This is a genomic window from Natronoarchaeum sp. GCM10025703 (assembly GCF_042661985.1).
Taxonomy (GTDB): domain Archaea; phylum Halobacteriota; class Halobacteria; order Halobacteriales; family Natronoarchaeaceae; genus Natranaeroarchaeum.
Genome location: NZ_JBHSZF010000001.1, coordinates 1 through 24620 on the forward strand (window position 1 = coordinate 1; position 24620 = coordinate 24620).

Annotated in this window: 16 protein-coding genes, 2 tRNA genes and 7 pseudogenes; 14 read left to right on the plus strand and 11 right to left on the minus strand. The window is 63.1% G+C overall.

What is annotated here, in order from left to right:
* From ACFQH2_RS00005 to ACFQH2_RS00015, 3 genes are all read left to right on the plus strand, one after another.
* Window positions 1–438: DUF5817 family protein (locus tag ACFQH2_RS00005; protein WP_377076303.1), on the plus strand; the 438-nt coding region annotated here is incomplete at its 5' end.
* A gap of 31 nt (window positions 439–469) precedes the next feature.
* Window positions 470–691 carry a hypothetical protein gene (locus ACFQH2_RS00010; protein WP_377055618.1) on the plus strand — a complete coding sequence of 74 codons (222 nt, stop codon included), beginning with the start codon at window positions 470–472 and terminating at the stop codon, window positions 689–691.
* Between the two features lie 61 nt (window positions 692–752).
* Window positions 753–1007, plus strand: coding sequence for a hypothetical protein (locus ACFQH2_RS00015; RefSeq protein WP_377076304.1), 255 nt, complete (start codon window positions 753–755; stop codon window positions 1005–1007).
* A 1-nt stretch (window position 1008) separates the two neighbouring features.
* On the opposite strand, the pseudogene ACFQH2_RS00020 reads toward ACFQH2_RS00015, so the two are convergent.
* Window positions 1009–2046 (minus strand): annotated as a pseudogene (locus ACFQH2_RS00020) (Lrp/AsnC family transcriptional regulator).
* A 255-nt stretch (window positions 2047–2301) separates the two neighbouring features.
* Here ACFQH2_RS00020 and ACFQH2_RS00025 point away from each other — a divergent pair.
* Window positions 2302–3378, plus strand: a pseudogene (locus ACFQH2_RS00025) (anthranilate phosphoribosyltransferase); the annotation flags it as partial.
* A gap of 356 nt (window positions 3379–3734) precedes the next feature.
* Here the strand turns inward: ACFQH2_RS00025 and ACFQH2_RS00030 are convergent.
* Both ACFQH2_RS00030 and ACFQH2_RS00035 read right to left on the minus strand, forming a co-directional pair.
* Window positions 3735–4161 (minus strand): annotated as a pseudogene (locus ACFQH2_RS00030) (universal stress protein).
* A gap of 63 nt (window positions 4162–4224) precedes the next feature.
* A pseudogene (locus ACFQH2_RS00035) lies at window positions 4225–6011 on the minus strand (ATP-binding protein).
* Between the two features lie 231 nt (window positions 6012–6242).
* Here ACFQH2_RS00035 and ACFQH2_RS00040 point away from each other — a divergent pair.
* A pseudogene (locus ACFQH2_RS00040) lies at window positions 6243–6586 on the plus strand (hypothetical protein).
* Between the two features lie 45 nt (window positions 6587–6631).
* On the opposite strand, the gene ACFQH2_RS00045 reads toward ACFQH2_RS00040, so the two are convergent.
* The 3 genes from ACFQH2_RS00045 to ACFQH2_RS00055 all read right to left on the minus strand — a co-directional run bounded on the left by ACFQH2_RS00045 (window position 6632) and on the right by ACFQH2_RS00055 (window position 9436).
* Window positions 6632–7867 (minus strand): DNA double-strand break repair nuclease NurA, encoded by a 1236-nt coding sequence (locus ACFQH2_RS00045; RefSeq protein ID WP_377076305.1) that lies wholly within the window; start codon window positions 7865–7867, stop codon window positions 6632–6634.
* A 58-nt stretch (window positions 7868–7925) separates the two neighbouring features.
* Window positions 7926–8372, minus strand: coding sequence for an arsenate reductase ArsC (locus ACFQH2_RS00050; RefSeq protein WP_377055636.1), 447 nt, complete (start codon window positions 8370–8372; stop codon window positions 7926–7928).
* Window positions 8373–8560: 188 nt separating this feature from the next.
* Window positions 8561–9436, minus strand: a complete 876-nt coding sequence (locus tag ACFQH2_RS00055; RefSeq protein WP_377055638.1) for a universal stress protein — start codon at window positions 9434–9436, stop codon at window positions 8561–8563.
* A 136-nt stretch (window positions 9437–9572) separates the two neighbouring features.
* Between ACFQH2_RS00055 and gpmI the strand changes: the two genes are divergently transcribed.
* A complete protein-coding gene (gpmI, locus tag ACFQH2_RS00060) occupies window positions 9573–11087 on the plus strand; it encodes a 2,3-bisphosphoglycerate-independent phosphoglycerate mutase (protein ID WP_377055640.1) in 1515 nt (504 codons plus the stop codon).
* Window positions 11088–11627: 540 nt separating this feature from the next.
* Here the strand turns inward: gpmI and ACFQH2_RS00065 are convergent.
* Window positions 11628–11700, minus strand: a tRNA-Asp gene (locus ACFQH2_RS00065).
* A 129-nt stretch (window positions 11701–11829) separates the two neighbouring features.
* Between ACFQH2_RS00065 and ACFQH2_RS00070 the strand changes: the two genes are divergently transcribed.
* Together ACFQH2_RS00070 and ACFQH2_RS00075 are read left to right on the plus strand one after the other, a co-directional pair.
* Entirely contained in the window at window positions 11830–12222 is a 393-nt protein-coding gene (locus ACFQH2_RS00070) for a PPOX class F420-dependent oxidoreductase (protein ID WP_377055642.1), read from the plus strand.
* A gap of 57 nt (window positions 12223–12279) precedes the next feature.
* Window positions 12280–12890: pseudogene (locus ACFQH2_RS00075) on the plus strand (VOC family protein).
* Window positions 12891–13418: 528 nt separating this feature from the next.
* On the opposite strand, the gene ACFQH2_RS00080 reads toward ACFQH2_RS00075, so the two are convergent.
* Window positions 13419–13491, minus strand: a tRNA-Asp gene (locus ACFQH2_RS00080).
* A 294-nt stretch (window positions 13492–13785) separates the two neighbouring features.
* Between ACFQH2_RS00080 and ACFQH2_RS00085 the strand changes: the two genes are divergently transcribed.
* From ACFQH2_RS00085 to ACFQH2_RS00110, 6 genes and pseudogenes are all read left to right on the plus strand, one after another.
* Window positions 13786–14013: a DNA-directed RNA polymerase subunit H gene (locus ACFQH2_RS00085; protein ID WP_377055646.1), complete on the plus strand. Its 228-nt coding sequence runs from the start codon at window positions 13786–13788 to the stop codon at window positions 14011–14013.
* A pseudogene (locus ACFQH2_RS00090) lies at window positions 14013–15580 on the plus strand (DNA-directed RNA polymerase subunit B''). Before ACFQH2_RS00085 ends, ACFQH2_RS00090 begins: the two are co-directional and overlap by 1 nt.
* 1 nt (window position 15581) lies before the next feature.
* Entirely contained in the window at window positions 15582–17414 is a 1833-nt protein-coding gene (gene rpoB / locus ACFQH2_RS00095) for a DNA-directed RNA polymerase subunit B (protein WP_377055651.1), read from the plus strand.
* A gap of 1 nt (window position 17415) precedes the next feature.
* The gene (locus ACFQH2_RS00100; RefSeq protein ID WP_377055654.1) at window positions 17416–20376 is read left to right on the plus strand and encodes a DNA-directed RNA polymerase subunit A'; all 2961 of its coding nucleotides are present in this window, start codon (window positions 17416–17418) and stop codon (window positions 20374–20376) included.
* Window positions 20369–21565: a DNA-directed RNA polymerase subunit A'' gene (gene rpoA2, locus ACFQH2_RS00105; protein WP_377055656.1), complete on the plus strand. Its 1197-nt coding sequence runs from the start codon at window positions 20369–20371 to the stop codon at window positions 21563–21565. Before ACFQH2_RS00100 ends, rpoA2 begins: the two co-directional genes overlap by 8 nt.
* The gene (locus tag ACFQH2_RS00110) at window positions 21565–21990 is read left to right on the plus strand and encodes a NusA-like transcription termination signal-binding factor (RefSeq protein ID WP_377055658.1); all 426 of its coding nucleotides are present in this window, start codon (window positions 21565–21567) and stop codon (window positions 21988–21990) included. The genes rpoA2 and ACFQH2_RS00110 overlap by 1 nt, the downstream gene beginning before the upstream one ends.
* 49 nt (window positions 21991–22039) lie before the next feature.
* Here the strand turns inward: ACFQH2_RS00110 and ACFQH2_RS00115 are convergent, their stop codons facing one another.
* The 3 genes from ACFQH2_RS00115 to ACFQH2_RS00125 all read right to left on the minus strand — a co-directional run bounded on the left by ACFQH2_RS00115 (window position 22040) and on the right by ACFQH2_RS00125 (window position 24557).
* Window positions 22040–23002 carry a metallophosphoesterase family protein gene (locus ACFQH2_RS00115; RefSeq protein WP_377076306.1) on the minus strand — a complete coding sequence of 321 codons (963 nt, stop codon included), beginning with the start codon at window positions 23000–23002 and terminating at the stop codon, window positions 22040–22042.
* An 82-nt stretch (window positions 23003–23084) separates the two neighbouring features.
* Window positions 23085–23783: an HAD family hydrolase gene (locus ACFQH2_RS00120; RefSeq protein WP_377076307.1), complete on the minus strand. Its 699-nt coding sequence runs from the start codon at window positions 23781–23783 to the stop codon at window positions 23085–23087.
* A gap of 432 nt (window positions 23784–24215) precedes the next feature.
* The gene (locus ACFQH2_RS00125) at window positions 24216–24557 is read right to left on the minus strand and encodes an EamA family transporter (RefSeq protein ID WP_377076308.1); all 342 of its coding nucleotides are present in this window, start codon (window positions 24555–24557) and stop codon (window positions 24216–24218) included.
* Between the last annotated feature and the right edge of the window lie 63 nt (window positions 24558–24620).

Below are 24620 nucleotides of genomic sequence, written 5' to 3' on the forward strand. Positions count from 1 at the left end.
GCCAACCGTAGCGACCACGGCGATGCGTTCGCGAACGTCGACTCCTTCGGCCAGCTAGAGAACCAGATCGAGGACGCCGGCGTCGACGACCGGGATATCAGGTTCGGGGCTCGACGCCGACGAAATCGACGCGGCCGCCGAGCAGTTCGACGACCGGGGCGGGAGTTCCCAGACCCGGAAGGAAACGGTTCTGAGGCATTGCGAACGCTCGACGCACCGACTGAGGACGAGGTTGTCGAGTACGCCGCAGAACGCGACGTTCCGGCGGAGTACGTGACGACGAGTCTGGAGAAACTGGCCCAGCGGGGACGTGTCTCGGAGAGTCGGGGCGTGTACCGGCTGATGCAGACGCTCGAACGTACCCGGGCGTCGTCCTGGGCCGGGACGACGAGCCGAACCGAGCCATTCAGGGAGCCACGGCTACAAACTCCGGTATGATCGAAGGAGAGCCCCGTGACGGTGGTGACCGATGAGCGCGAACAGCAATGAGGCCGATTACGGACTGGTCGCAAAGGCCATTGCCATCGTTGCGGCGGGAGTCGTAATACCCGGAATCATCGCCCGGTTTCTCAACGCCGCCGGCTACAGCATTATCGGGACGTTCGTGTTCGGGATGAGTTTCTTCGGGATGGTCGTGCTGGTCTGGTACGTCTGGATCCGACCGCTCGACCTCGCCGGCCCGATGGGATAAGAGATGACCCGCGGAGTAACGGAACTTTAATCATCCGCACGGTAGCAATATCGGATAACCAATGAACGCGCTTCCACTGCAACTGCTGGACACGTTCCTGCTCGACTACCACATCGGGCACGTGCTGGCACTGACGTTCGTTCTGGTGATGCTGGGATCGCCCCTCCGGTCGCGCAAGATACTGGCCCTGAACGCGATTCTGTTCGGCGTCATCTTCATCGCGGTCCCGTTTTCGATGACCGAGAACATTATGTACCGGCTCGTCGGCTTCGCGCTGGTCATCGTCGCACCGATCCTCTATACGACCGCAGAGTAGCTCACACCAGATCTTCGTAGCGCGCCCCGGTCTGTTTCAGCGTCTCCGTCGAGTACAGCCGTTCGTGATCGTACGGCAGGTGCTCGGCCGCCAGTTCGTCTATCTTCTCGTCGACGGCATCAGGATCCCGTCCATGAATCATCGTGAAGAGGTTGTACTCCCAGTCGAGTTCGGGACGGCGTGGACGGTGATAACACAGCGTCACGTACGGGAGTTCGCCGACTGCAACGCCGCGCTCGTCGAGTTCCTCGTCGTCGACGTCCCAGACGACCATGCAGTTGTTGTCGAAACCGGTCACGACGTGGTTGACCACGCAGCCGATCCGCTTGATACAGCCGGTCTCAGCAGGCGATTGATCGCCCTAATGACGTCCGAGACGTCGGCGTCAAGCGCCTCGGCGATGTCCGCGTACGGAGTCGCCGAGAGCGGAAAGCCCGCCTGAATCTCCAGCAGCAGTTCGCCCTCGAACTGCGAGAGGTCGCCCGCAGCATCCTCGCTGATCCGCGTCGCGCTGGCATCCGTCGAACCCTCGCTGGCCAACCCCTCGCGGGCGAACCGATCGGCGTTGACGACGGGGAACTCCAGATTGATGTAGAAGTCCGTTAGCATCGGTAGAACCAGCACGGTACAGCCAGTTCGCTCTTCGATTTCGGCGAGAATCTGGTCGCGGCGCTCCCGGGAACCGGCCGTGACGACGAACCACATGTTCCACTCGTGATCCCGGCGGTAGTTGTGGTTGATCTGCTGGTAGCCGTTGATCACGTCGGCGATCTCTCCGAACCGTTCGTCGGGAGCCTGCACCGCCGCGAGGGCCGAACTACCGATGACGGGGGTTGAGGACCGCGCCGAACCGGCGGAAAATACCCTGCTCGTACAGCCGCGTAACACGCTCTATCGCCTCCGCCTCGCTGACACCGACCGCCTCTCCGACGGCACGGAACGGCCGCGCTTCGATCGGGAAGCCGCTCTGGAAACCGTCGATAATCGACGCGTCGACGTCGTCGATAGACTCGCGCCAGTCGGTCGACCGGGAGTTCATTGTCCCGGAGTTGGACGGCGTAAACCTACGTCTTTCGGGTCGATACGGAGCAGCCGTCACTTTCGGGCAGTCCACACGTTTTTGAGTGATCCCGCGGCACGGCCCCGCATGCTCTGACCGACCGCTCCGGGGCGGTTCGCGGGTGTGCGGCACGCCGCTCCGGCGATACGACCTGCCGCCTGTTAGCTATGCAGTGGGTTGCAGTCACCTGCGGGAAACGGGACGTTTTTGCGCGTGCTCCTCTAACGCGCAGTTATGACCCAGACGTCTCAGAAGTACGGCGAGTGGCCGCTCAAACGCTTGATGACCGCAGTCGTCGGCTCCGGTCCGAAGTCGGCCGACGACATGTCCCGGGAGCAGGCCCGCGAGGCCTTTCAGCGCATCCTCGGTGGCGAACCGGACCACACGACGCTCGGTGCGTTCTGGCTGGCAAACCGCTGGAAACGCAACACGCCCGAGGAACTGGCCGCATACGTCGATGTGATGGCCGAGGAGTCGACAGTTGTCGCCGAACCGGACGCCGACCCGGTCGACTGTGGCGCGAACTACGACGGGAAACACCGGTCAGCACTGCTCGGCGTCGCCGCGGGAATCGTCGCCGCGGGAGCAGGAACGCCCATCGTCACCCACAGCGGCGACCGCGTCCCGACCCAGAAGGAGACGGCGTACAAGCACGTCCTCGACGAACTCGGCGTTCGGACCGAACTCGGCGTCGAAGAGAGCGCCGAGATGGTCGACGAGACCGGCTTTGGCTTCTACTACCAGCCCGAATTCAACCCCGAGATCGACGACCTGTTCGATCGACGGGATATGATGGGTGTCCGGACGTTCGTAAACACCATCGAGACGCTCGCGAACCCGGCCAACGCCGACGTCCACCTCGGAAGCTTCTATCATCTCTCCTTTGCCAAGAAGGTCGTCGACACGTTCCGACAGACCGAGCAGGTCTCGCCCGGGAAGGTGATCATGTTCCAGGGCATGGAAGGCTACGACGATATCCGACCCGGCTACACGAAAGTCGCCGAGTGGCAGGCGGACGGCACCGACGAGGGCGAGTTCGAGGATTACGAGATCGAGACGCCGGAGTACGGCATGGATTTCGAGGAGGAAGACCTCCACGTCGACGACGTCCGGACGGACTCGTCGACGATTACCGAGGAGGTCGTCGCAGGGGAGCGTGAGGATCACTTCGCGGACGCCGTGGCACTGAACGCTGCGTTCCGGATCTACGCCGGCGGCGACGCCGAAACCCTCGACGAAGGGCTCGAGGCCGCACGAGCGGCAATCGACGACGGCAGCGCAGCGGCAGTTCTCGACGACCTGCGAGCGTTCAGGGCTATCCAACGTTTATCGAGCTATCAACCCCGTGAGCATTATATCGCCGGCGCTCCAACATCTACCCGTATGTTCGGATCGAAACTGCGAAAGATCGGCTACGGGTGGATGGCGTTACAGGGACTGCTCTCACTACTGCTGCCGAGACAGTCGCTCAAACTAAACCTGAAGTTGCTGGGAAGTGGGTTCGAGAACCCAACCGAACTACAGCCACGGGACTGGTACGTCAGACAAACCCGAGCGCTGGGGGCGGGGCTGGTCGTCGCCGGTCTCACTGGACTGCTGTTGGAGGATCGTGGAGACGGATCGGAGAACGATAACGTCTCCGTCGAGAAAGTCGAGTAGTCCGCCCGCTATCGAACGACTGTCACTGGGACCGTGGACCGGCGCATCACCGTTTCGGCGACGCTCCCGAGCAGGATCCGGCTCATGCCAGTCCGTCCGTGACTGCCCATGACGATGTGATCGATGTCGTGTTCTTCGGCGTATCTGACGATCGTGTTCGCCGGTCGGCCGATCGCTCGCCTTTTTGAGGTCGGCTCCAGCCGATTTTGCATGTTCTTCGGCCTCTTCGAGCACGGAGTTTGCGTCCTCTTCTGCTGTCTCGTACCAGCTTGACGGGAACTCGGCGGCGGCACCCTCGACGGCGTAGCCGGCCTCGCCCGGATCGATCACGGTCAACCCGATTAGTTCAGCGTCGGGAAACTCGGCGATGGCGTGATCGAGAGCGTCGTCCGACTGTGGCGATCCGTCGATCGCGATCAGTACTGTCTTGCTCATACAATAGTTCCAGGCGGCATCCTCAAAAATCCACCCCCGGGAACGGGTGTTGGGACAGACTATCTAGTTGTGTCTGGTCAGACAGTTCGAGAGCCCGATTATTTCGACCGGTTCGGAGTTGTCCGGCGAGTAGACGACCATCTGGCCTTTCTCCATGTACGGCACCTTGCTCTCCAGGTTCGATGGGATGTTGACGCTCTTGATAGCGTCTTCGTCACCGAGGTTCAGGACGACAGTCGTGTTGATCTGCTTGAATACGGGGTCGGCGATGTCCTGTGGATCCTGCGTGATGAGGAAGAGCCCCAGTCGCTCTTTTCGACCCTGTTTGGCGGCGTCGGTGAACTTGCCGATCACTCGACGGGCCTGTGCGCTCTCGGCATCGGTCAGGAAGTTGTGTGCCTCGTCCATCCCCAGCACGACCGGCGTCTCCTTGATACGGTCGTAGTTCGGGTCATTCGAGAGCTTCTGATCGACGAGCAGGCTCGACACCGCGAGGACGATGGTCTCGGCCGCCCGTGTATCGTTGATGTGATACGTCGGCACGACCGTTAGCCCGCCGGGCCGGACGAAGCGGTTGATCTGCTCGGTGATCGGCCGGGCGTCCTGATCAAACACCGACCCGAACCCGCGAACGCGTCGGTTGACCGCGTCGAACGTCGCCTCGTGGACGCGCCCGGACTCGTTGAGTTCCTCGCGGAGCGCCGGGTCGTCCATGAACGTCTGGAACTGATCGTAGGTTCCACTGGCACCGTATTCGCGGAAGAACCGGTCGAGCAGATGGCGGAGCCCGTTGTACTGGTTGTCGTTGAGGCCACCCCCGGCGACCAGCCACTCGTTGTCCCGCACCATCGAGAAGGGGATGGTGAACTCGACCTGCTCGGCGCGGTGGTCGTCGGTGGCGTAGGTCGCGTTGCCGACTTTCGGGACGAACGCGATGGTGTCATCGTGGCCGCCGTGAACGACGCCCTCGCGCTCGTAGCGGCGGGCAGTCTCCCGATCCAGCGACTCGTTGTCGTCGTGCATCTGGGCGTACTCGTCCTGCGGGTCGAACTGGACGACCGCCGGCGTCACCGAACGCCCGTCGTCCATCCGGTAGGTGCGTTCGTCCGCGAGGAACTGCCGGAGAACGTTCTTGGCGCTGTGGGTCTTGCCTGACCCGGTGCCGCCCGCGATCAGGGTGTGCCGGAAGACGAGGGGGTCGCCGTCCTCGTAGTCGTCGTTGAGCCGGTAATCGATCGTCGGTGGCTGGGCGCTCGTCCGAACCTTCTCGCCGCCGACGGCGAGGTGGCCGAGGAAGACGCCGTCCTCGGGGATCTTGAGGCCGGTCTTGATCTCGGACGTATCGTCGGCTTCCTGATCGTGGTCTGGGGTTTGGGAACCCGGTCGGTCATTCGGCGCTTGAGGTCGCCGTCAGTACTGTACAGAACGGCCAATGGCTCCAGATCCGCGAGGAACTTGTAGTCGGCCTCGTCGATACCGTCCTGCGCCATCGCGCGCCGTGCGTGGATCTCCGTTGCGTCGTCGGCGTGGAACTCCTGGGCGTACTCCAGTCCCGCGATCCGGCAGAACAGCGTCTCGCCGTCCGGATACGGCGCGAGCAGATACTTGCCGATCCGGACCGAGGACCGGTTCCCCTTCGTGACGTAGGCCCGGACCGTCGAATCCTCCTCGTCCTCGTGGATCCGAAGCCCCTGCGAGACGGCGATAGTCCCGATGCCCTCTTCGGCCGTTGCAGGCGCCGTCTCGACGGTCTCGAACTCGTCGTCGGCATCGCTCTCGGCGGTGGACGCGCCGTCACCCGTCCCACCATCGTCCCCGCCGTACTCGTCGAAATCGTTCAGATCGGCCATGCTCAGGGAATGTAGCCCATCAGTGAAACGCGTTTCCCTGAACGTACGGACTGGAAAAAACGAAAGAGCGTCGAAAAGCGGGACCGCGCCGCGAACGAAGTGTTAGTCTGCTACCTGTTCAGCCGTCTGGGTCTCCTCCGTCTCGACGTAGATATCGGAGCCATAACGAGGACGGTTGAGCGCAATCACGCCCTGCAATGGCCTTTTCACTGCTGGCGCCCCTGGTAGAATATGCTACTGGTGCGCGGGCAGGCGGGCGGAACGGCCTGACGGGCACGCTGTACGAGCGGGGCGAATCGGCACCGACGTTCAAGGGCGCGCCCGACGAGGACGCCGCCTATGTCTGGGTCTGTGACGCGTTTTACGAGGTCGAGAGCGGCGGGGGCGAACAAAAAATCGACGGCGAACCGATCAACGTGGCCTTCGAGTCGCCGATGCCGCGCGGGTTCGACACGCGCGAGCAGGCGGTCGAAGCGGCCAAAGAACACGTCCGGACGCAGTTCGCTCGCGTCGGCGTCGCCGCCGCTGACGTCGATGTCGAACTCGAAAAGACGGAACCGGACGTTCCGGCCTAGAACTCCTCGCCGCCCCACCGGCGGTCATCGTAGCTATGCATGCGGTCAGTGTTGAACGTCGCTTCTACCTGAGCGTAGCGAATCCGTCCCCTCGGCACTGATCCGGGCGAGTTCGTCCGCTTTCTGGACCGAGAGCGGCGGGCCGCGCTCGGCGGCGACGTCTGCGAGCAACTGCATCGCGAGGCGCTCGCGGCAGTCGGCCGACTTCGTGAAGGCGTAGGGGGCCTCGATCCGGTAGAGCAGGTCGTCGCGGGGGTCGTAGATCGGAAAAAACGTAACCTCGTAATCTTCCGGATCGAGAGAGCGCTCGACGCCGAAGGCATCGCCGTCCGCACTGAGGAAGCGATCCGCACCGCCGCGCGAGCGGAACCAGTTAGTGAACGTGAGTACGTCGGTCGCGCGGGTGCGTTCACGGCTGGAGTCGCCGTTTGGCCCCTCTCGCTCGGCGAACTCGACCTGTTCGAGCACCCGAGTAAAGAAGGCGGTATCGTTGACCCACGGCGCTTCCTGACCGGTCTCTCGAAGCGTCCGGGTGATGGCTTTTGTCGTCGGGTTCTTCACGAAGCCGACCAGCGGCACCTCCCGCTCGACGAACGTCTCGACGAGTTCGACGTAGTTCGCGATGACGTCGCGAGGCTCCTGTTCGTCCTGAAGGAGGTCGGCGAGTTCGGGTGCCCGGTCGGTCCAGTTCAACATCCCTTTCGGATAGATGGGCCCGTCGAGCACGAACAGGTCGTCGACGGCGTCGGCGTGTTCGAGCGCATGGTGGCTCTCCGCGAGATACAGGCCGAGTTCGTGGACGACGCTCTCCTCGAACCGGGAGACGCGTGGGGCCTGGAGGATCCGCCGGTCGGTGTTGCCCTCGTCCCACTGTGTCCAGTCCGTCGAGACGTCTTTCGACATCTTGTCGCTGACGTGGGCCGTCACGACCACGGTGCGATCCCTGTGGAGATCGAGATCCGAGGGACTCGACGCCATCGCGGCCTGCGCGACGTCGAGAACGAGTCCGTTTTTGAACGACGTGGGGTTGATCGTCCCCGAGTCGAGTCCGTGACTGCTCTGGAACTCCGGATCCTGCAGGGCGACGTCGTCGATAGCGACCTCACAGCGGCGTTGCTCGCCGAGTGGCTCCAGAACCACCCGACCGTCGTCGGCCAGCGGATCGAGAAACTCCTCCCAGACGGTCCGGACGAACTGCTGTTGGTCGGTCTCGTCGACCGACTGATTGATCCGTCTCGCGAGTTGGGTGATCCCCTCGAACTGTACCGGATCCAGCGTCACGTGCTCACCACTCGGCGGCGGAGCGATAAAACCAGCGGGTTCTCGTGGTTCCCGGCCGTCAGGCCGCCTCGGTCTCGGCGAGCAGTTCGTCGAACAGGTCGTCGACACGCCCGGCAATCTCGTCTCTGATCTCTCGGACAGCGTCGAGACCCTGCCCGTCCGGATCGTCGAGCCCCCAGTCGCGGTTCTCGCCGTTCCAGGTCGCCGGACAGACGTCCTGGGCCGAACAGCCCATCGTAATGACGTAGTCGACTGCCTGGAGTTCGTCTGGCGTGATGTCCTTTGGCGTCTTTTCGCGCAGATCGAACCCCTCCTCGTCCATCACGGTCACGACCTCCTCGTGGACGTGCTCTGCGGGATGAGTACCCCCGGTCAGGATCTCGATCTCGTCGACGACGCCCCGGTGCTTCCGTTCGCGCTGGGCGAAGGCTGTGGCCATCTGACTCCGGCCGGCGTTCTGGACGCAGACGAAGGCGACGCGGGTCATGTCTGTAGATCCGGTCATCACTGTCGAGTTGCGGCAGTAGGGGCATAAGCGTTGTTTTCAGCAGATACGTCCGAGTATATAGCGGTACTGAGGGATGGATAGGCGACCGTAGTGGACCCCGTTCCGAACGGGCACCGCGCCCTCGTCCTGTCGAACCGGCACTGCGCTCCGCAGACTGTCGACAGGGCGGCGGATGCTCCGGCCGATCACTCCCCGTCCGTCCGATCCGGCATGGAGAGCACCGGAACGTCGGCCAGACGGGTGACCGTCTCGGTGACGCTCCCGATCAGGTACCGTTCGAGACCGGACCGGCCGTGCGTGCCCATCACGACCAGGTCAATATCGTGATCGTCGGTGTAGTCCAGAATGCTTCGGGCGGGCGACCCGCTGAGCACCGACGCCTGGACGGAGCGGACCTCCGCCCCGTTCGCCCGGTCGATGACGTCGTCGACGGCCTTTTTCCCGGCGTCCTCCAGTCCTGCGAGGACGGCGGCGCTCTCGCCCAGTGGTGAGGTCGCGGCGACGTCGACGACGTGAACGACGTGCAGTGCGGCGTCGTGACGCTCGGCGAGGCTGATCGCGTGGTCGGCGGCGGCGTTCGCGACATCGCTTCCGTCAGTCGGTACGAGGATCGTCTCGAAGTCGGGGTCGAGGACCGCTCCCTCGTGCATGGTCAGGACCGGGACAGGCGACGCGCGGAGCGTCCGTTCAGTGGTGCTCCCGAGCAATCGCTGGTCGATCCCCCTGCGGCCGCGGGTCCCCATGACGATCAGATCGGCGTCGTGGTTCTCGGCGTACTCGACGATTTCCTGGTGGACCGACCGATCCGTTTCGACGGCCTCCGTGGTCGGCGTCACCCCGACCTGATCCCCCGCGCTGACGACCGACGCCAGCAACTGATCGGCGTCCTGAGAGAGTTCTTCGGCCGCCTCGGAGGCGACCTCGGTGGGGAACTCGCCGAGTTCTATGACGTGAATAACGTGCAGTGCGGCGTCGTGACGTTCGGCGAGGGCAACCGCGCCGTCGACTGCCGCCTCCGCTACCTCGCTTCCGTCAGTCGGCACGAGAATCGTGTCGTACATATCCGTCACTACGAGTAGATACGAGCGGATGGACTGTCAACTGGGTGTCCAGCACACCTCCGGCATCCTGTCGAGGGCACCGAACTCCGCGCCGGCAAACGAAGAGTAGTTACAGGATAAGCGTCTCTGTTGAGCCATGGATGCTGCACTGGTCATCCTCGACGGCTGGGGTATCGGCGAACACGACCGCCGCGACGCAGTAAAGGCCGCCGACACACCAAATTTCGAGCGGCTGGCTGATACAGGCGCGTACGGCACGCTGGAGGTCGCTGGACGCCGCGTCGGACTCCCGGATGGACAGATGGGCAACAGCGAGGTCGGTCACCTCAACATCGGTGCGGGCCGCGTCGTCTACCAGGAGTACACCCGGATCAACGACGCCATCAACGACAGTTCGTTCCAGAGTAACGACGCGATCCAGACTGCCTTCGACCACGCCGAGGCAAACGACGGGCGGGTCCACTTCATGGGACTGGTCAGCGACGGCGGGGTCCACTCCTCGCAGGAACATCTCCACGCGCTGATCGAGATGGCCGCCGAACACGGCGTCGAAGCGACCACGCACGCCTTCATGGACGGCCGCGACACCGCACCCCACGGCGGCGAGGGCTACCTCGAAGACCTCGAAGCCGCCGTCGAACGCCACGGCACCGGCGAAATCGCCACCGTCACCGGCCGCTACTACGCGATGGATCGGGACCAGAACTGGGAGCGCACCCGCCGCGCCTACGACGCAATCGTCAACCGCGAGGGCGACCACACCGCCGAGTCCGCCGTCGAGGCCGTCAGGCAGTCCTACGACCGCGACACCACCGACGAGTTCGTCGAACCGACCACGATCGAGGGCGGCGAAGCGCTCGACGACGGCGATAGCGTCGTCTTCTTCAATTTCCGCTCGGATCGTGCCCGACAGCTTACCCGGATGCTCGCGGACATCCGCCCCGAGTGGGAGTTCGAGACATCGCCACCGGATATCACGGTCACGACGATGACCCAGTACGACAAGACGTTCGACGTCCCCGTTGCCTTCCCGCCGGACCAGCCAGAGGACGTCCTCGGCGAGGTGCTCGCGAACACCGGCAAAACGCAGTTACGACTCGCCGAATCGGAGAAGTACGCCCACGTCACCTACTTCCTCAACGGCGGCCGCGAGGTCGAGTTCGAGGGCGAGATCCGGGAGATCGTCGAGAGCCCGGACGTGCCGACCTACGACCTCCAGCCGGAGATGAGCGCGCCCGAGGTGACCGACACCGCCATCGACGTCCTCGGGAGCGACGACCCGGACGCGATGGTGCTCAACTACGCCAACGCCGACATGGTTGGCCACACGGGCGACTTCGAGGCCGCCACCGAGGCCGTCGAAGCGGTCGACGAACAGCTCGGCCGGCTCGCCGACGCGCTGGAGGAGTACGACGCCAACGTCCTCGTCACCGCCGACCATGGCAACGCCGACGACATGGGCACCGAAGACGACCCACACACCGCCCACACCTACAACCTCGTCCCCTTCCTCTACATCAGCCCCGACGGCGACGACGACGGGAAGACGATCCGCGAGGGCGGTTCGCTCTGTGACCTCGCGCCCACGATGCTCGACCTGATGGATATCGACCAGCCCGAAGTCATGACCGGCGAGAACCTGCTGGAGTAAGGTCGAGCACTTCTTGCAGTAGCTATCAGGGCGGCTTTTCCCGGGTTTTTCAGCGTCTCAGTCGGCGAGCGGGTTGCTTCGAGAGTCGTAAAAACCGCCGCAGAGGGTGCGCCCGAGGCGGAGTGTACTGAGCAAAGCGAAGTACACGCCGACTGACAGCGACAGTCGAGACTGAGCGAACGCAGGGCGTTCGCGAAGGTCGGATTGCCGCTCCGGAATTTGAACCCGTGCAAGACTCGCTCCGCTCGTCTTGCGTAGTTCAAATCCCATAGAGGGTATTTACGGCTCACGGAGTGACGAGCACACGCTGCGCGGTGCTCGTCGATGTTGTTCGCCGTGGCGCCGCCGACGCCACGAGGTGTCACTCACGGGTTCGTGAAACCGCCGCAAAAGTACGCCCGAGGCGGGATTGTGAACTGCCGGAACTTCGCTCACGATGTTCGCTCGTTCCGTCGTTCAAATTCCGCAGTACGGCGTTCTGCTCACAGACGTCCGAGCGACACGCAACGCGGTCGCTCGTGGATATTGGTTCGCAGAAAGCGCCCGAGGCGGGATTTGAACCCGCGTCACGACCGTGACAGGGTCATATGATAGGCCACTACACCACCCGGGCTGACTACACCTACGCTTTCCCGGGGACTAACTTAAGCCCCTCGCATTGGAGCCGCCCTGCGAACCGTTCTCCCGCGGCCGATCCATGCCCGGGTATAACACACAAGTTCCAAGCGGTACAAGCACCGGTATGGCCGCGATTCCATCAGAGTACCACGACCTATTCGAGCGATCGACAATCGCACACATCGCGACGAAGCTCCCCAACGGCTTCCCCCACGTCACACCGGTCTGGATCGACTACGACGTCGAGGAGGAGCTACTGCTGGTCAACACCGAGCGCGACCGCCGGAAGGAGCGGAACGTCCGGGAGGACCCGAAGGTGGGCGTTAGTATGACCGATCCCGACAATCCCTACCGGCGCGTCTCGGTGTATGGCGAAGTCGTCGAACACACGACCGAGGATGCACGCGAGCATATCGACGAACTCTCAGAGCGCTACACTGGTCAGGAGTACACCGAATCGAACGAGATCGTCACCGAACGCGTGCTGCTGAAGATCAGCCCGAATCATGTGTTTTGAGCAGTCCAAGACGGCACTCACAGGCAGGTATTTTCCTTCGTGATCCCTAGAACAGGTATGACCGAGACACCCGACGTCACCGCAGAACGGCCCGACAGCCCGATTCAGCAGCCGGCACCGACCACATCTCCGTCATCGGTAGCAACGAAGCGGACACCGTCGAGTTCTATCGCGACCTGCTCGGCATGCCGCTAGTGCTTCGCCAGCCCAACCTCGACGACCCCAACCAGACGCACCTCTTCTTCGACACCGGCGACGGCCGCATTCTCACGTTCTTCGTCACCGACGAGCGCGACTCGGATCCCCGGCCCCAGCGCCACAGCGTCGGCTCCGTCCACCATCTCTCCTTCTCGGTCGACCCCGAGCAGTTCGTCGCAACACGCGAGGCGCTCGACGACGCCGGCCACGGCTACAACGAGTTCGACCGGGGCATCTTCCACTCGCTGTACACCCGCGATCACAACGGCCTCACCATCGAACTCGCGACCGACAAGTTCGACGTGCCCGACGAGCGCCGCGGAGAGGTGCTTGCGACCGCCCAGCGTCTGCGCGTCGAAGACGGCGCGGAGTACGCCGAGGAACGTCACCTCGAAGCCGCGCTGGAAGAACTGGGTATCGAGAGCGAGACGTACGAACTGCCGGACGCCGACAGCGGCACCGGCCTCTAGAACGGGTCGATCAGTTCCAACAGATCGAGCGCACGGTCGACGTACGAGTCGTACTTTCCGCCCTCATCGTCCTCCGACTCCTCGTCCTGCTGGCGCTCGGCCATACTCGATTCGTCATTGGGGAGTCTCATGAGTGTTGTGCCAGTGACAGATAGCGCAGGAAATGCAGAACTGAGGTTTGAACCCGAGGCAAACCTCCGTCCGTTCGGTTTGCGTAGTTCAAATCCCTTAGAGGGTATTTACGGCTCACGGAGTGACGAGCACACGCTGCGCGGTGCTCGTCGATGTTGTTCGCCGTGGCGCCGCCGACGCCACGAGGTGTCACTCACGGGTTCGTGAAACCGCCGCAAAAGTACGCCCGAGGCGGGACTGAGCGAACGCAGGGCGTTCGCGAAGGTCGGAGCGGCAATGCCGCTCCGGGATTTGAACCCCGGTCACAGCAAAGCTGTTCCCTGCTTCAAATCCCTTCTATCGGCGTTTCGCTGACGCAGTGGCTCGCTGCGCTCGCCAATTTGCGTCAGCAGAAAGCGCCCGAGGCGGGATTTGAACCCGCGTCACGACCGTGACAGGGTCATATGATAGGCCACTACACCACCCGGGCTTTGAACGCATCCTATCGTTGCCCAGTCTCGTTCTTAAGGCTTTCCAAATAAAGAGCGTATGGCACCGGGAGACAGCCGTGCCACGACGCCACAAACCCTATAAACATCGCTCTTGTAGCGACAGATACTGACAGTCGACAGATCCGTGTGCGTTGACCCGAGTTTGCCCGCTCCTTCTGGGGCCCGATAGCTGTAAATCCCAACGTACTTGGTAAGCCTTAATAGCCCTGCGTCTTTACGGGCCTGTAGTATCTCGTGATAGCAGTTTCTCTCTCCGATCAGACCCACAACACATGGTAGACGTAAGCCAACACGAACTCGTCCCCGAGCACTCAGTCGTCGAGGAAGACGTTCTCGACGAACTGCTCGAGGAGTACGACATCGGACGCACAGACCTGCCGAAAATCAAACGGGCGGACCCGGCACTGCCCGATGACGCGGAGGTCGGCGACGTAATCAAGATCGTTCGGGACTCGCGGACGACCGATCGAGCCGTCACCTATCGAATGGTGGTTGAATAATGAATCAGGAAGATAGACGTACGATCTCGCGGGAGTATTTTGGAAAGGAACGACTCGCAGAACACCACTACCGTTCGTTCAACTCCTTCCTCAATCGAGGGATGCAGCAGGTCGTCGACGAGAAGGAGACGATCGACACCGACATCGGTGACAAGGAGGGCGAAGAGCCTGTCCACGTCGAACTCGGCGACGTCCGCGTCGTGACGCCGCGGGTTCGCGAGGCCGACGGTAGCGAAGAACTGCTCTACCCGCAGGAAGCGCGCCTGCGCAACATCACCTACTCCGCGCCGGTCTTCATGGAGATGGAGATCGTGAAAGGCGATCCGGAAGAGGGCGAAGAGCGCGTCGTCGACAGCACCGAGACGAAAGTCGGTCGGATGCCCGTCATGGTCGGCTCCGAGAAGTGTAACATCGCCGGCTTCAGCGACGAGGAACTGATCGAGATCGGCGAGGACCCCGCCGACCCCGGTGGCTACTTCATCGTCAACGGCTCCGAGCGCGTACTGATGACGAGCGAGGACCTCGCGCCGAACAAGATCCTCGCCGAGTACGACACCAAGTACGGCGACGAGATCCAGGTCGCCAAAACGTTCAGCCAGCGCCGTGGCTACCGCGCTCTCGTGCTCACCGAGCGTACCCGTGACGGCCTGCTCGAAGTCTCGTTCCCGTCCGTGTCGGGGAGCGTCAACTTCGTCACGCTCGTTCGCGCGCTCGGACTCGAATCCGACGAGGAGATCGTCCACCGCGTCTCCGACGACCCGGAGATCGTGAAGTTCATGCTCGAAAACCTGGAGGCCGCCGACGTCCAGACGACCGAAGGGGCAATCGAGACGCTGGGCGAGCGCGTCGCCTCCGGCCAGGGCAAGAACTACCAGCTCAAACGCGCCAACTACGTTATCGACCGCTACCTGCTTCCGCACCTCCACGAGGAGGGCGTCGAGGAGGAGGACGTCCGTATCAACAAGGCCTATTACCTCTGCCGGATGGCGGAGGCCTGCTTCGAGCTGCGCTTGGCCGCCGCGAATCCGACGACAAGGACCACTACGCCAACAAGCGTCTGAAGGTCAGCGGCGACCTGATGAAAGACCTGTTCCGGACCGCGCTGAACAAGCTCGCACGGGACGTCAAATACCAGCTCGAACGCGCCAACATGCGGAATCGTCAGCTCTCCGTGAACACGGTCGTCCGCTCTGACGTGCTGACCGAGCGGCTCGAACACCCGATTGCGACCGGGAACTGGGTCGGAGGCCGCTCCGGCGTCTCACAGTTGGTCGATCGGACCGACTTCATGGGCGTGCTCTCTCACCTCCGCCGACTGCGCTCGCCGCTCTCGCGCAGTCAGCCACACTTCGAGGCGCGGGACCTGCACGCCACGCAGTGGGGCCGTATCTGTCCCTCCGAGACCCCCGAGGGACCGAACTGTGGGCTGGTGAAGAACTTCGCGCAAGCGATGGAACTCTCACAGGACGTCGAGGACGAAAAGGAACTGAAACGAGAACTCGCCTCTATGGGTGTCGAGGGGATCCCCGGCATCGAGGGCGTCGACAGACGAGTGGAGAGTGACTGATATGAGCCAACAACAAGAACGCGAAGCGAAGGTGTACGTCAACGGAAGTCTGGTCGGAACACATCCCGAGCCCGAACGGCTCGCGGATCAGATCCGAGAGGCCCGCCGCCGCGGCGAGGTCAGCGAGATGGTCAACGTCTCGGTCGACCAGCGAACCCGGGAAGTGATCGTCAACGCGGACGCGGGCCGTGCCCGTCGCCCGCTGCTCGTCGTCACCGACGGCGACACGCTCGTCTCCGACGAGGAGATAGAGGCCCTCGAAGAGGGCGAACTCGAGTTCGAGGATCTCGTCGAGATGGGCTACGTCGAGTTCATCGACGCCGAGGAGGAAGAGGACATCTACGTCGCCGTCGACGAGGACGATGTGACCGAGGATCACACCCACATGGAGATCGACCCGCAACTGATCTTCGGGATCGGTGCAGGGATGATCCCCTACCCCGAGCACAACGCCAGCCCGCGAATTACGATGGGCGCAGGGATGATCAAGCAGTCGCTCGGTCTCCCCTCCGCGAACTACCGGATCCGACCGGACACGCGCCAGCACCTCCTGCACTACCCGCAGCTATCGATGGTCAAGACCCAGACCACCGAGCAGATCGGCTACGACGACCGACCGGCGGCACAGAACTTCGTCGTCGCCGTCATGTCGTATGAAGGGTTCAACATCGAGGACGCACTGGTGATGAATCAGGGATCGGTCGACCGCGCACTCGCCCGCTCGCACTTCTTCCGAACCTACGAGGGCGAAGAACGGCGCTATCCCGGCGGTCAGGAGGACCGCTTCGAGATTCCCGACGATGACGTCCGCGGCGCACGTGGCGAGGACGCCTACACGCATCTGGACGAGGACGGCCTCGTCAACCCCGAGACGCGCGTCGACGAGAACTCCGTGCTGCTCGGCAAGACGAGTCCACCGCGATTCCTCGAAGAGCCGGACGACATGGGCGGTCTCAGCCCGCAGAAACGCCGCGAAACCAGCGTCACCATGCGCTCGGGCGAGGATGGTGTCGTCGACACTGTCACGCTGATGGAGGGCGAGGACGGGTCCAAACTCTCGAAGGTCTCGGTTCGGGACGAGCGGATTCCCGAACTCGGCGACAAGTTCGCGAGCCGACACGGTCAGAAAGGTGTCGTCGGCCATCTCGCGCCCCAGGAGGACATGCCGTTCACCGAGGAGGGCGTCGTCCCGGACCTGCTCGTCAATCCGCACGCACTGCCGTCGCGGATGACGGTCGGGCACATCCTGGAGATGATCGGCGGCAAGGTCGGTTCGATGGAGGGCCGCCGTGTCGACGGGACGCCGTTTACCGGCGAGGACGAGAGCGAACTCCGCGGGATGCTCGAAGAACACGGCTTCCAGTCCTCTGGCAAAGAGACCATGTACTCCGGCATCTCCGGTGAGAAGATCGAGGCCGAGATCTTCGTCGGCACCATCTTCTACCAGAAACTCTACCACATGGTGTCGAACAAACTGCACGCCCGCTCGCGCGGGCCGGTGCAGGTCCTGACTCGGCAGCCAACCGAGGGACGTGCCCGCGAAGGCGGACTCCGTATCGGAGAGATGGAACGGGACGTCTTCATCGGTCACGGCGCGGCAATGACGCTCAAGGAACGACTCCTCGACGAGTCCGACCGCGAAGAGGTGTACATCTCCGCCGAGACGGGGATGGTCGCCGTCAACGACGTCAACCAGAACCGCGTATACGACCAGCTTACCGGGGACGAAAGCGACATTCACAAGATCGAGATCAGCTATGCGTTCAAACTGCTGCTCGACGAGATGATGGCGCTTGGCATCCGGCCCCGACTCAAACTGGAGGATGCAGTCTAACATGAACGTAGAAACACCAAAAGAGCTCGGCGGCATCGAGTTCGGGCTCATGGATCCGGAGACGTACCGCGATATGTCCGTCACGAAGGTCATCACGGCGGACACCTACGACGACGACGGGTTCCCCATCGACATGGGGCTGATGGACCCGCGACTCGGCGTAATCGACCCCGGACTCGAATGTCCGAGCTGTGGCCAGCATTCGGGCTCGTGCCCGGGTCACTTCGGTCACATCGAACTCGCCGCCCCGGTCATCCACGTCGGCTTCACGAAGCTCATCCGACGTCTACTGCGTGGGACCTGTCGTGACTGCTCGAAGCTACTGCTGACCGAGGACGAGAAAGAGGAGTTCCACGACGAACTGGAGACCACGAAGAAGCTGAGCAACGACGTCAACGACGTCACCAAGGCCGGGATCCGCCAGGCTCGCAAGAAGGATGTCTGCCCCCACTGTGGCGAGCAGCAGTACGACATCAACCACGAGAAACCGACGACCTACTACGAGGTCCAGCAGGTGCTCACCAGCGAGTACCCACAGCTGATCTCCGCGGCAATGCAGGGAGACGAAGAAGAGGACCGCGATCCGATGCCGCCCCAGGATCTGGCCGACAAGACCGGCATCGACCTCTCCCGAGTCAACGACATTCTCGGCGGCGAGTTCCGGCCGCGCGAAGACGACCGGAAAGCCATCGAGAAAGCACTCGACCTCGACCTGACCGAGGAGGACATGAACAAGCTAATGCCCAGCGACATCCGGGACTGGTTCGAGGCTATCCCGGACGAGGACATCGAGGTACTGGGAATCAACTCCGAGCGCTCGCGCCCGGAATGGATGATTCTCACTGTGCTGCCAGTGCCGCCGGTGACCGCACGCCCCTCGATTACCCTGGACAACGGTCAGCGTAGCGAGGACGACCTGACCCACAAACTGGTCGACATCATCCGCATCAACCAGCGGTTCATGGAGAACCGTGAGGCGGGTGCACCGCAGTTGATTATCGAGGACCTCTGGGAACTGCTCCAGTACCACGTCACCACGTTCATGGACAACGAGATCAGCGGGACGCCGCCGGCGCGACACCGCTCCGGTCGCCCGCTGAAGACGCTTTCACAGCGACTCAAAGGGAAGGAGGGTCGCTTCCGAGGCAGCCTCTCCGGGAAGCGCGTGAACTTCTCGGCCCGAACCGTCATCTCGCCGGACCCGACGCTCAGCCTCAACGAAGTCGGCGTCCCGGACCACGTCGCAAAGGAGATGACCCAGACGATGAACGTCACCGAGCGCAACCTCCGGCAGGCCCGACAGTACGTCTCGAACGGGCCCGAAGGCCACCCCGGTGCGAACTACGTCAAGCGACCTGACGGTCGCCGACTGAAGGTGACCGAGAAGAACTGCGAGGAACTCGCCGAGAAGGTCGAGTCCGGTTGGGAGGTCAACCGTCACCTGGTCGACGGCGACATCATCATCTTCAACCGACAGCCGTCGCTACACCGGATGTCCATCATGGCGCACGAAGTCGTCGTGATGCCGTACAAGACGTTCCGACTGAACACCGTTGTCTGTCCGCCGTACAACGCTGACTTTGACGGCGACGAGATGAACATGCACGCCCTCCAGAACGAGGAGGCCCGTGCGGAGGCACGCGTCCTGATGCGGGTTCAGGAACAGATCCTCAGCCCGCGCTTCGGTGAGAACATCATCGGCGCGATTCAGGACCACATCTCCGGAACGTACCTGCTGACGAACGATAACCCACACTTCAACGAGACGCAGGCACTGGACCTGCTTCGTGCGACACACGTCGACGAACTGCCGCCCGAGGACGGCGTCGAGGACGGCAAACCGTACTGGACGGGTCGACAGCTGTTCTCCGAACTGCTGCCCGATGACCTCAACCTCGAGTTCATGTCCTCGGCGGGCGACGACGTGCTCATCGAGAACGGCCAACTCGTCAAGGGAACGATCGACGAGGACGGCGTCGGCGCGTTCGGCGGCGAAATCGTCGACACCGTCACGAAGGTCCACGGCGAGACACGAGCCCGACAGCTGATCAACGAGATCGCCGCGCTCGCGATGCGCTCGATCATGCACTTCGGGTTCTCGATTGCGATCGACGACGAGACGGTCTCCTACGACGCGCGCGAGCGGATCAGCGAGACGATTGACGACGCCTACGACCGCGTCGAAGAGCTGATCGAGACCTACGAGGCGGGCGAACTCGAATCCCTGCCCGGTCGAACGGTCCACGAGACCCTCGAGATGAAGATCATGCAGACGCTGGGCAAGGCGCGTGACAACGCCGGAGACATCGCCGAAGAGCACTTCGACGACGACAATCCGGCCGTCATCATGGCCGAGTCCGGTGCGCGTGGGTCGATGCTGAACCTGACCCAGATGGCCGGCTGTGTCGGCCAGCAGGCAGTTCGTGGCGAGCGGATCAACCGCGGCTACGAGGACCGGACGCTCTCTCACTACAAGCCAAACGACCTCTCGGCGGACGCACACGGCTTCGTCGAGCACTCGTACACGGAAGGCCTGGACCCGCGGGAGTTCTTCTTCCACGCGATGGGTGGCCGTGAGGGCCTGGTCGACACGGCAGTCCGGACGTCCAAGTCCGGCTACCTCCAGCGCCGGCTGATCAACGCTCTCTCCGAACTCGAAACGCAGTACGACGGCACTGTCCGGGACACCTCGGACACCATCGTCCAGTTCGAGTTCGGCGAGGACGGCACCAGTCCGGTGAAGGTCTCCTCACACGCGGATAACGAGATCGATGTCGAGGATATCGCCGACCAGATCGTCGAGGCGGAGTTCGCCGACGACACCGAGAAAGAACAGTTCATGGGCCGCGAGGAACCGCCGACGAACCTCTCGGAACACTCCGACGCGCGGCGCATCCAGCCGCCGATGACGGAGCCGGAGAGTGAGCCTGAACCGGCAGCCACGGAGGTGGACGATGACTGAGCGACTGGAGTTCGACATCAGCAACGACGAGGAGGCGATCGTCGAGGACACCGACCTGCCCCGCCGACTCAAGAACAAGGTCTACGAGACGCTCGAAGAGCGCGACCTGAGCATCGAAGAGGCAAACGACATCGTCACCGTCGTCGAGAACCGATATCTCGACACGCGGATCGATCCGCTCGACCCCGTCGGGACCGTCAGCGCCCAGTCGATCGGGGAGCCCGGAACGCAGATGACCATGAACACGTTCCACTACGCGGGTGTCGCGGAGATCGACGTGACGCAGGGACTGCCGCGACTGATCGAACTCGTCGACGCGCGGAAAGAGCCCGATACGCCGACGATGACGGTCCACCTCGAGGACGAGTACGCGGAGGACCGCGAGAAAGCCCACGAGGTCGTCTGGAACCTCGAAGCGACGAAGATCCTCGCGCTCGGTGACGTCTCGACGAACGTCGCGGACATGCGCGTGCGGATCGACCTCAACGAGGACACGCTCGAAGAGCGAATGATCGAGCCCGAAGGCATCGCCGATACGATCGAGGCGAACCTCGGCGTCGAGACGATCCAGGACGGATCGGTCATCCAGTTCGGCCCGAAAGAGCCCAGCTATCGTGACCTGCTCCAGCTCGTCGAGGAGCTTCGCGAGATCACGTTCAAGGGGATCGAGGAGATCTCCCGGGTCGTCATCCGGAAGGAGGAAACCGAGGACGGCGAGGAGTTCGTCCTCTACACCGAGGGATCGGCCTTCGGCGACGCACTCGCCATCGAGGGCGTCGATTCCTCTCGCGTGACGACCAACAACATCCACGAAGTGAATCGGAACCTCGGCATCGAGGCCACTCGCGAGGCCATCATCAACGAGACGATGGACACGCTCGAAGAGCAGGGTCTGGACGACGTGAACGTCCGGCATCTGATGCTGGTCGCCGACATGATGACGAACCCCGGGACGGTCGAGTCGATCGGCCGACACGGCATCTCCGGCAACAAGGACAGCGTGCTCGCTCGCGCGGCGTTCGAGGTGACGGTGAACCACCTGCTCGACGCCGCGATCCATGGCGAGGTCGACGACCTCGACGGCGTCACGGAGAACGTCATCGTCGGGAAGCCGATCAAACTCGGCACCGGCGACGTCGACCTCCGGATGGGTTCGTTTAGCCCGGACGTCGAGACGAGTTCCGACTGATGACGGTCACCCTGTCGGACGCGGCGCGGCAGTATCTGGTCGCCTTCGAGGACGCGACAGGTGCCGAAGCCCGCGATTGTGTGGTCGACGAGGAGGAGGACCGACTCCTGATTCTCGTCGCCACCGGCGACATGGCCCAGGCAATCGGCCCCGGCGGGGAGAACGTCAGAAAGGCGGAAGAGCGGATCGGCAAGGACGTCAAACTGGTCGAGGACGCGCCGACCGCCGAGGAGTTCGTCGCGAACGCGCTCGCTCCCGCCGCGGTGTACAACGTAACGATCAGCGAAAACGACGGACTGGTCGCGTATGCCGAAGTCGCAGAGGAAGACACCGGCGTCGCCATCGGGGAGGGCGGATCGAACATTGACGCCGCCCGCCTGCTGGCCGAGCGACATTTCGATATCGAAGACGTGCAGTTGACGTAGCGGCACTGTTTTTCGTCTCGACGTAGCTGATCGAAGCGTTAGCTGGCGGTCACTCCGAAGACTGTGCCCAATCGTCGAGTAGCGGCGCTGAGGCGAGCTGTATCGCCGAAAACGCTGCCAGCCCCTGGGAGGTATCCCCGGCAGTCCGACGCTCGGCGTGTGCTTCGGCCATCTCGTCGGCTGCCGCGACCGGGACGTATTCGATCACCGTTCCGTTCGGCCCGATGTCGACCAGCACGTACCCCTGAGGGTAGCTGCAGGTAGCCGGGACCGTCAGTTCACGAACCGTCCCCGTCTCGGCTACCCCGGGAATGTGTAGATGGCCGCTGAGCACCAGCGGCACGTCGTGTTGCTGGAGCGTCTCGACGAGTCGGTCGGGCTCGCGCATCGTCGGCGGCATCCCCATCTCGGGATGGGCGGCCTCAGCGTACGAACGGAGCTGTTCGTACATCTGGGGCGTGTTGTGATGCATGAGGACCACCGCGGAGTCCAGTTCCGCGAGCCTGTCGTCGAGCCACTTTAGCTGCTCGGGAGAGACCGTTCCGTCGTGTGATGTCGATAGCTCGCCATCCGGCGTCGAAGCCGAGTTCAGGCCGAGCAGGTCGATGTCACCAAGTCGGAGATGAAACGGTAGCTCTCCGGTCGTATACTGTGCGACGAACCGATCGATCGGCGGGGTCTCGTGTTCGTCGCCGTGCTGGTAGACGTCAGTCGACGCTTTGGGCGCGTCGTGGTTTCCGGGAACTGAAAAGAAGGGGACGCTCAGGTCGTCGAGACACTCGTCGAACTGGGTGTATTCGTCGGGTGCACCGTCTTTCGTCAGGTCGCCGACCGAGAGCACCGCGTCGATGTCGCGGGTTTCGGCGTCGGCGAAGGCGCGTCGGAGTCGGCCGACACCCTGGTGGTAGAGCTTTGGCGTTCCCGCAGCATCAGGAGAGACGTGCGGGTCGGCGACGACGGCAAACCGGGTTCGCTTCTCGGATGTCGGGCGGTCGAGGCGGGCGAGGGTCAACAGTGCCTCGCTCGCACCGCCAGAGCGGCGTGTCCCGGCGCGTGTCGACCGCTCGAGTTCGGCTTCGATACGAGCGGAGTCGTCAGTGCTGAGACTCCGGGTGCATCAGTTCGGCAAGTTCAGACAGCGATGTGAGGTCGTAGGTCGGTTCGATTTCAGCGGTTTCGGGGGAATCCCCGTTTCGGCACAGAAGGGCGCTATCGATTCCCGCCAACTGTGCCGCGTGGATGTCTGAAAGGCTATCTCCGACGAACAACGCTGTCTCGGCGTCGAGTTCGTCGAGCATCGCTTCGATGTAACAGGGTGCTGGCTTCGCGCGACGGAGCCCCTCAACCGTCGGGTCGAGCCCCGACCAGGCGTCGAACTGGCTATCGAGACCGTTCCGGCTAACGATTGCGTCGACGGTTCGTTGCTGATTATTGCTGACGACACCGACCGCAACCTCGACCGAACGCAACGTCACGACGTCGTCGTACACCCGTTTTCCGCCCTCATCGAGGGTTGCTATCTGCCGGTCGGCGGCGATCCGTTCACGCATTCGCCAGAGGGTCTCGGTATCGACGTCGTAGGTGCGACCGACTCGGTCGACCGTCTGCGGCGTGGCGGCAGACAGCGAGCGAAGGACCTCGTACGCCTCGGGATCCGGGTCATCGACGTCGAACGCCTCGAACGTCGCAGAAACGGCACTGTCGAGAACGGGTCCGGGCGTGGGTTCGACCAGCACGCCGTCCATGTCCAGCAACAACGCGTCATACTCGGTGGGTCCGGTACTGTCCGACATCACGAATCAGCGCTCGCAATCGGCTGTTGGCGCTCCTCGTGGTTCGACCGGGTATCGGCGTGGTCCGAGTGATACACGGCGTCGCCGGCCCGGCCCCCATCGCTCTGTGTTGGGCTCTGTTCGCCCTGACCTCGGCATCCGGCCGGCCCGCCACTGGTCAGGGGCCCACCGGTTCCAGCGAGAAAGGATCGTCGACAAACCGTGCGTATCGGCCGTTCCGATGGGTTCGAGGCCATCATGACGGTAGAGAGGTCACTACCTCATGAAACTTAATAATTTTTATATATCGTATGGGGTAGATGTACGAGTCTCTATCGCGGTCACCAGACTGGAACGTACGGCTATAGTTCGAGATGGGTGGTTCGTTGCCGCTGCGGGGAGGCAAGCCGCTCGTATCTGCACGAGTTCTGATAAAGAAGCTTCGGGGCGACCTCACCCGAGCGAGATGAGCAGGATACCGAAGACGGCGAGTCCCGCCGCAGTCAGCCTGACCCGGACCCGTGATTCACCCAGCAGGAGACTCCCGAGGACCACCGCAACGACGGCCTGCGTGTTTACGACCGGCGAAACGACACTTGCCGGCAGCGTCTCGAACGCCATCGCAACGACGTGTTGTCCGACGACGAGGACCAGACCGGCGACAGCCAGTTTCCGGCGGTCTCCCCACCAGTCGACTGCGTGGCGGTTACCGACGGCCGCCGGCGAGAGCAACAGGGGGACCAGCACGAGCATGGTGAGGACGAACCCTTCGGGCGGAATACCGAGTTCCTGCATACTGACGCGCTTTCCGATGTCGACGACGCCGAACGCGGCCGCGCTCGCGAGCGCAGCAGAGCC

What these genes read in the sequence shown, in the direction of transcription:
- ACFQH2_RS00070 (WP_377055642.1), top strand. Translation starts at nt 11,830, where the DNA reads ATGGCCGCGATTCCATCAGAGTACCACGACCTATTCGAGCGATCGACA.
- ACFQH2_RS00055 (WP_377055638.1), bottom strand. Translation starts at nt 9,436, where the DNA reads ATGTACGACACGATTCTCGTGCCGACTGACGGAAGCGAGGTAGCGGAG.
- ACFQH2_RS00110 (WP_377055658.1), top strand. Translation starts at nt 21,565, where the DNA reads ATGACGGTCACCCTGTCGGACGCGGCGCGGCAGTATCTGGTCGCCTTC.
- gpmI (WP_377055640.1), top strand. Translation starts at nt 9,573, where the DNA reads ATGGATGCTGCACTGGTCATCCTCGACGGCTGGGGTATCGGCGAACAC.
- ACFQH2_RS00015 (WP_377076304.1), top strand. Translation starts at nt 753, where the DNA reads ATGAACGCGCTTCCACTGCAACTGCTGGACACGTTCCTGCTCGACTAC.
- rpoB (WP_377055651.1), top strand. Translation starts at nt 15,582, where the DNA reads ATGAGCCAACAACAAGAACGCGAAGCGAAGGTGTACGTCAACGGAAGT.
- ACFQH2_RS00050 (WP_377055636.1), bottom strand. Translation starts at nt 8,372, where the DNA reads ATGACCGGATCTACAGACATGACCCGCGTCGCCTTCGTCTGCGTCCAG.
- ACFQH2_RS00085 (WP_377055646.1), top strand. Translation starts at nt 13,786, where the DNA reads ATGGTAGACGTAAGCCAACACGAACTCGTCCCCGAGCACTCAGTCGTC.
- ACFQH2_RS00010 (WP_377055618.1), top strand. Translation starts at nt 470, where the DNA reads ATGAGCGCGAACAGCAATGAGGCCGATTACGGACTGGTCGCAAAGGCC.
- ACFQH2_RS00100 (WP_377055654.1), top strand. Translation starts at nt 17,416, where the DNA reads ATGAACGTAGAAACACCAAAAGAGCTCGGCGGCATCGAGTTCGGGCTC.
- ACFQH2_RS00125 (WP_377076308.1), bottom strand. Translation starts at nt 24,557, where the DNA reads ATGCAGGAACTCGGTATTCCGCCCGAAGGGTTCGTCCTCACCATGCTC.
- ACFQH2_RS00120 (WP_377076307.1), bottom strand. Translation starts at nt 23,783, where the DNA reads ATGTCGGACAGTACCGGACCCACCGAGTATGACGCGTTGTTGCTGGAC.
- rpoA2 (WP_377055656.1), top strand. Translation starts at nt 20,369, where the DNA reads ATGACTGAGCGACTGGAGTTCGACATCAGCAACGACGAGGAGGCGATC.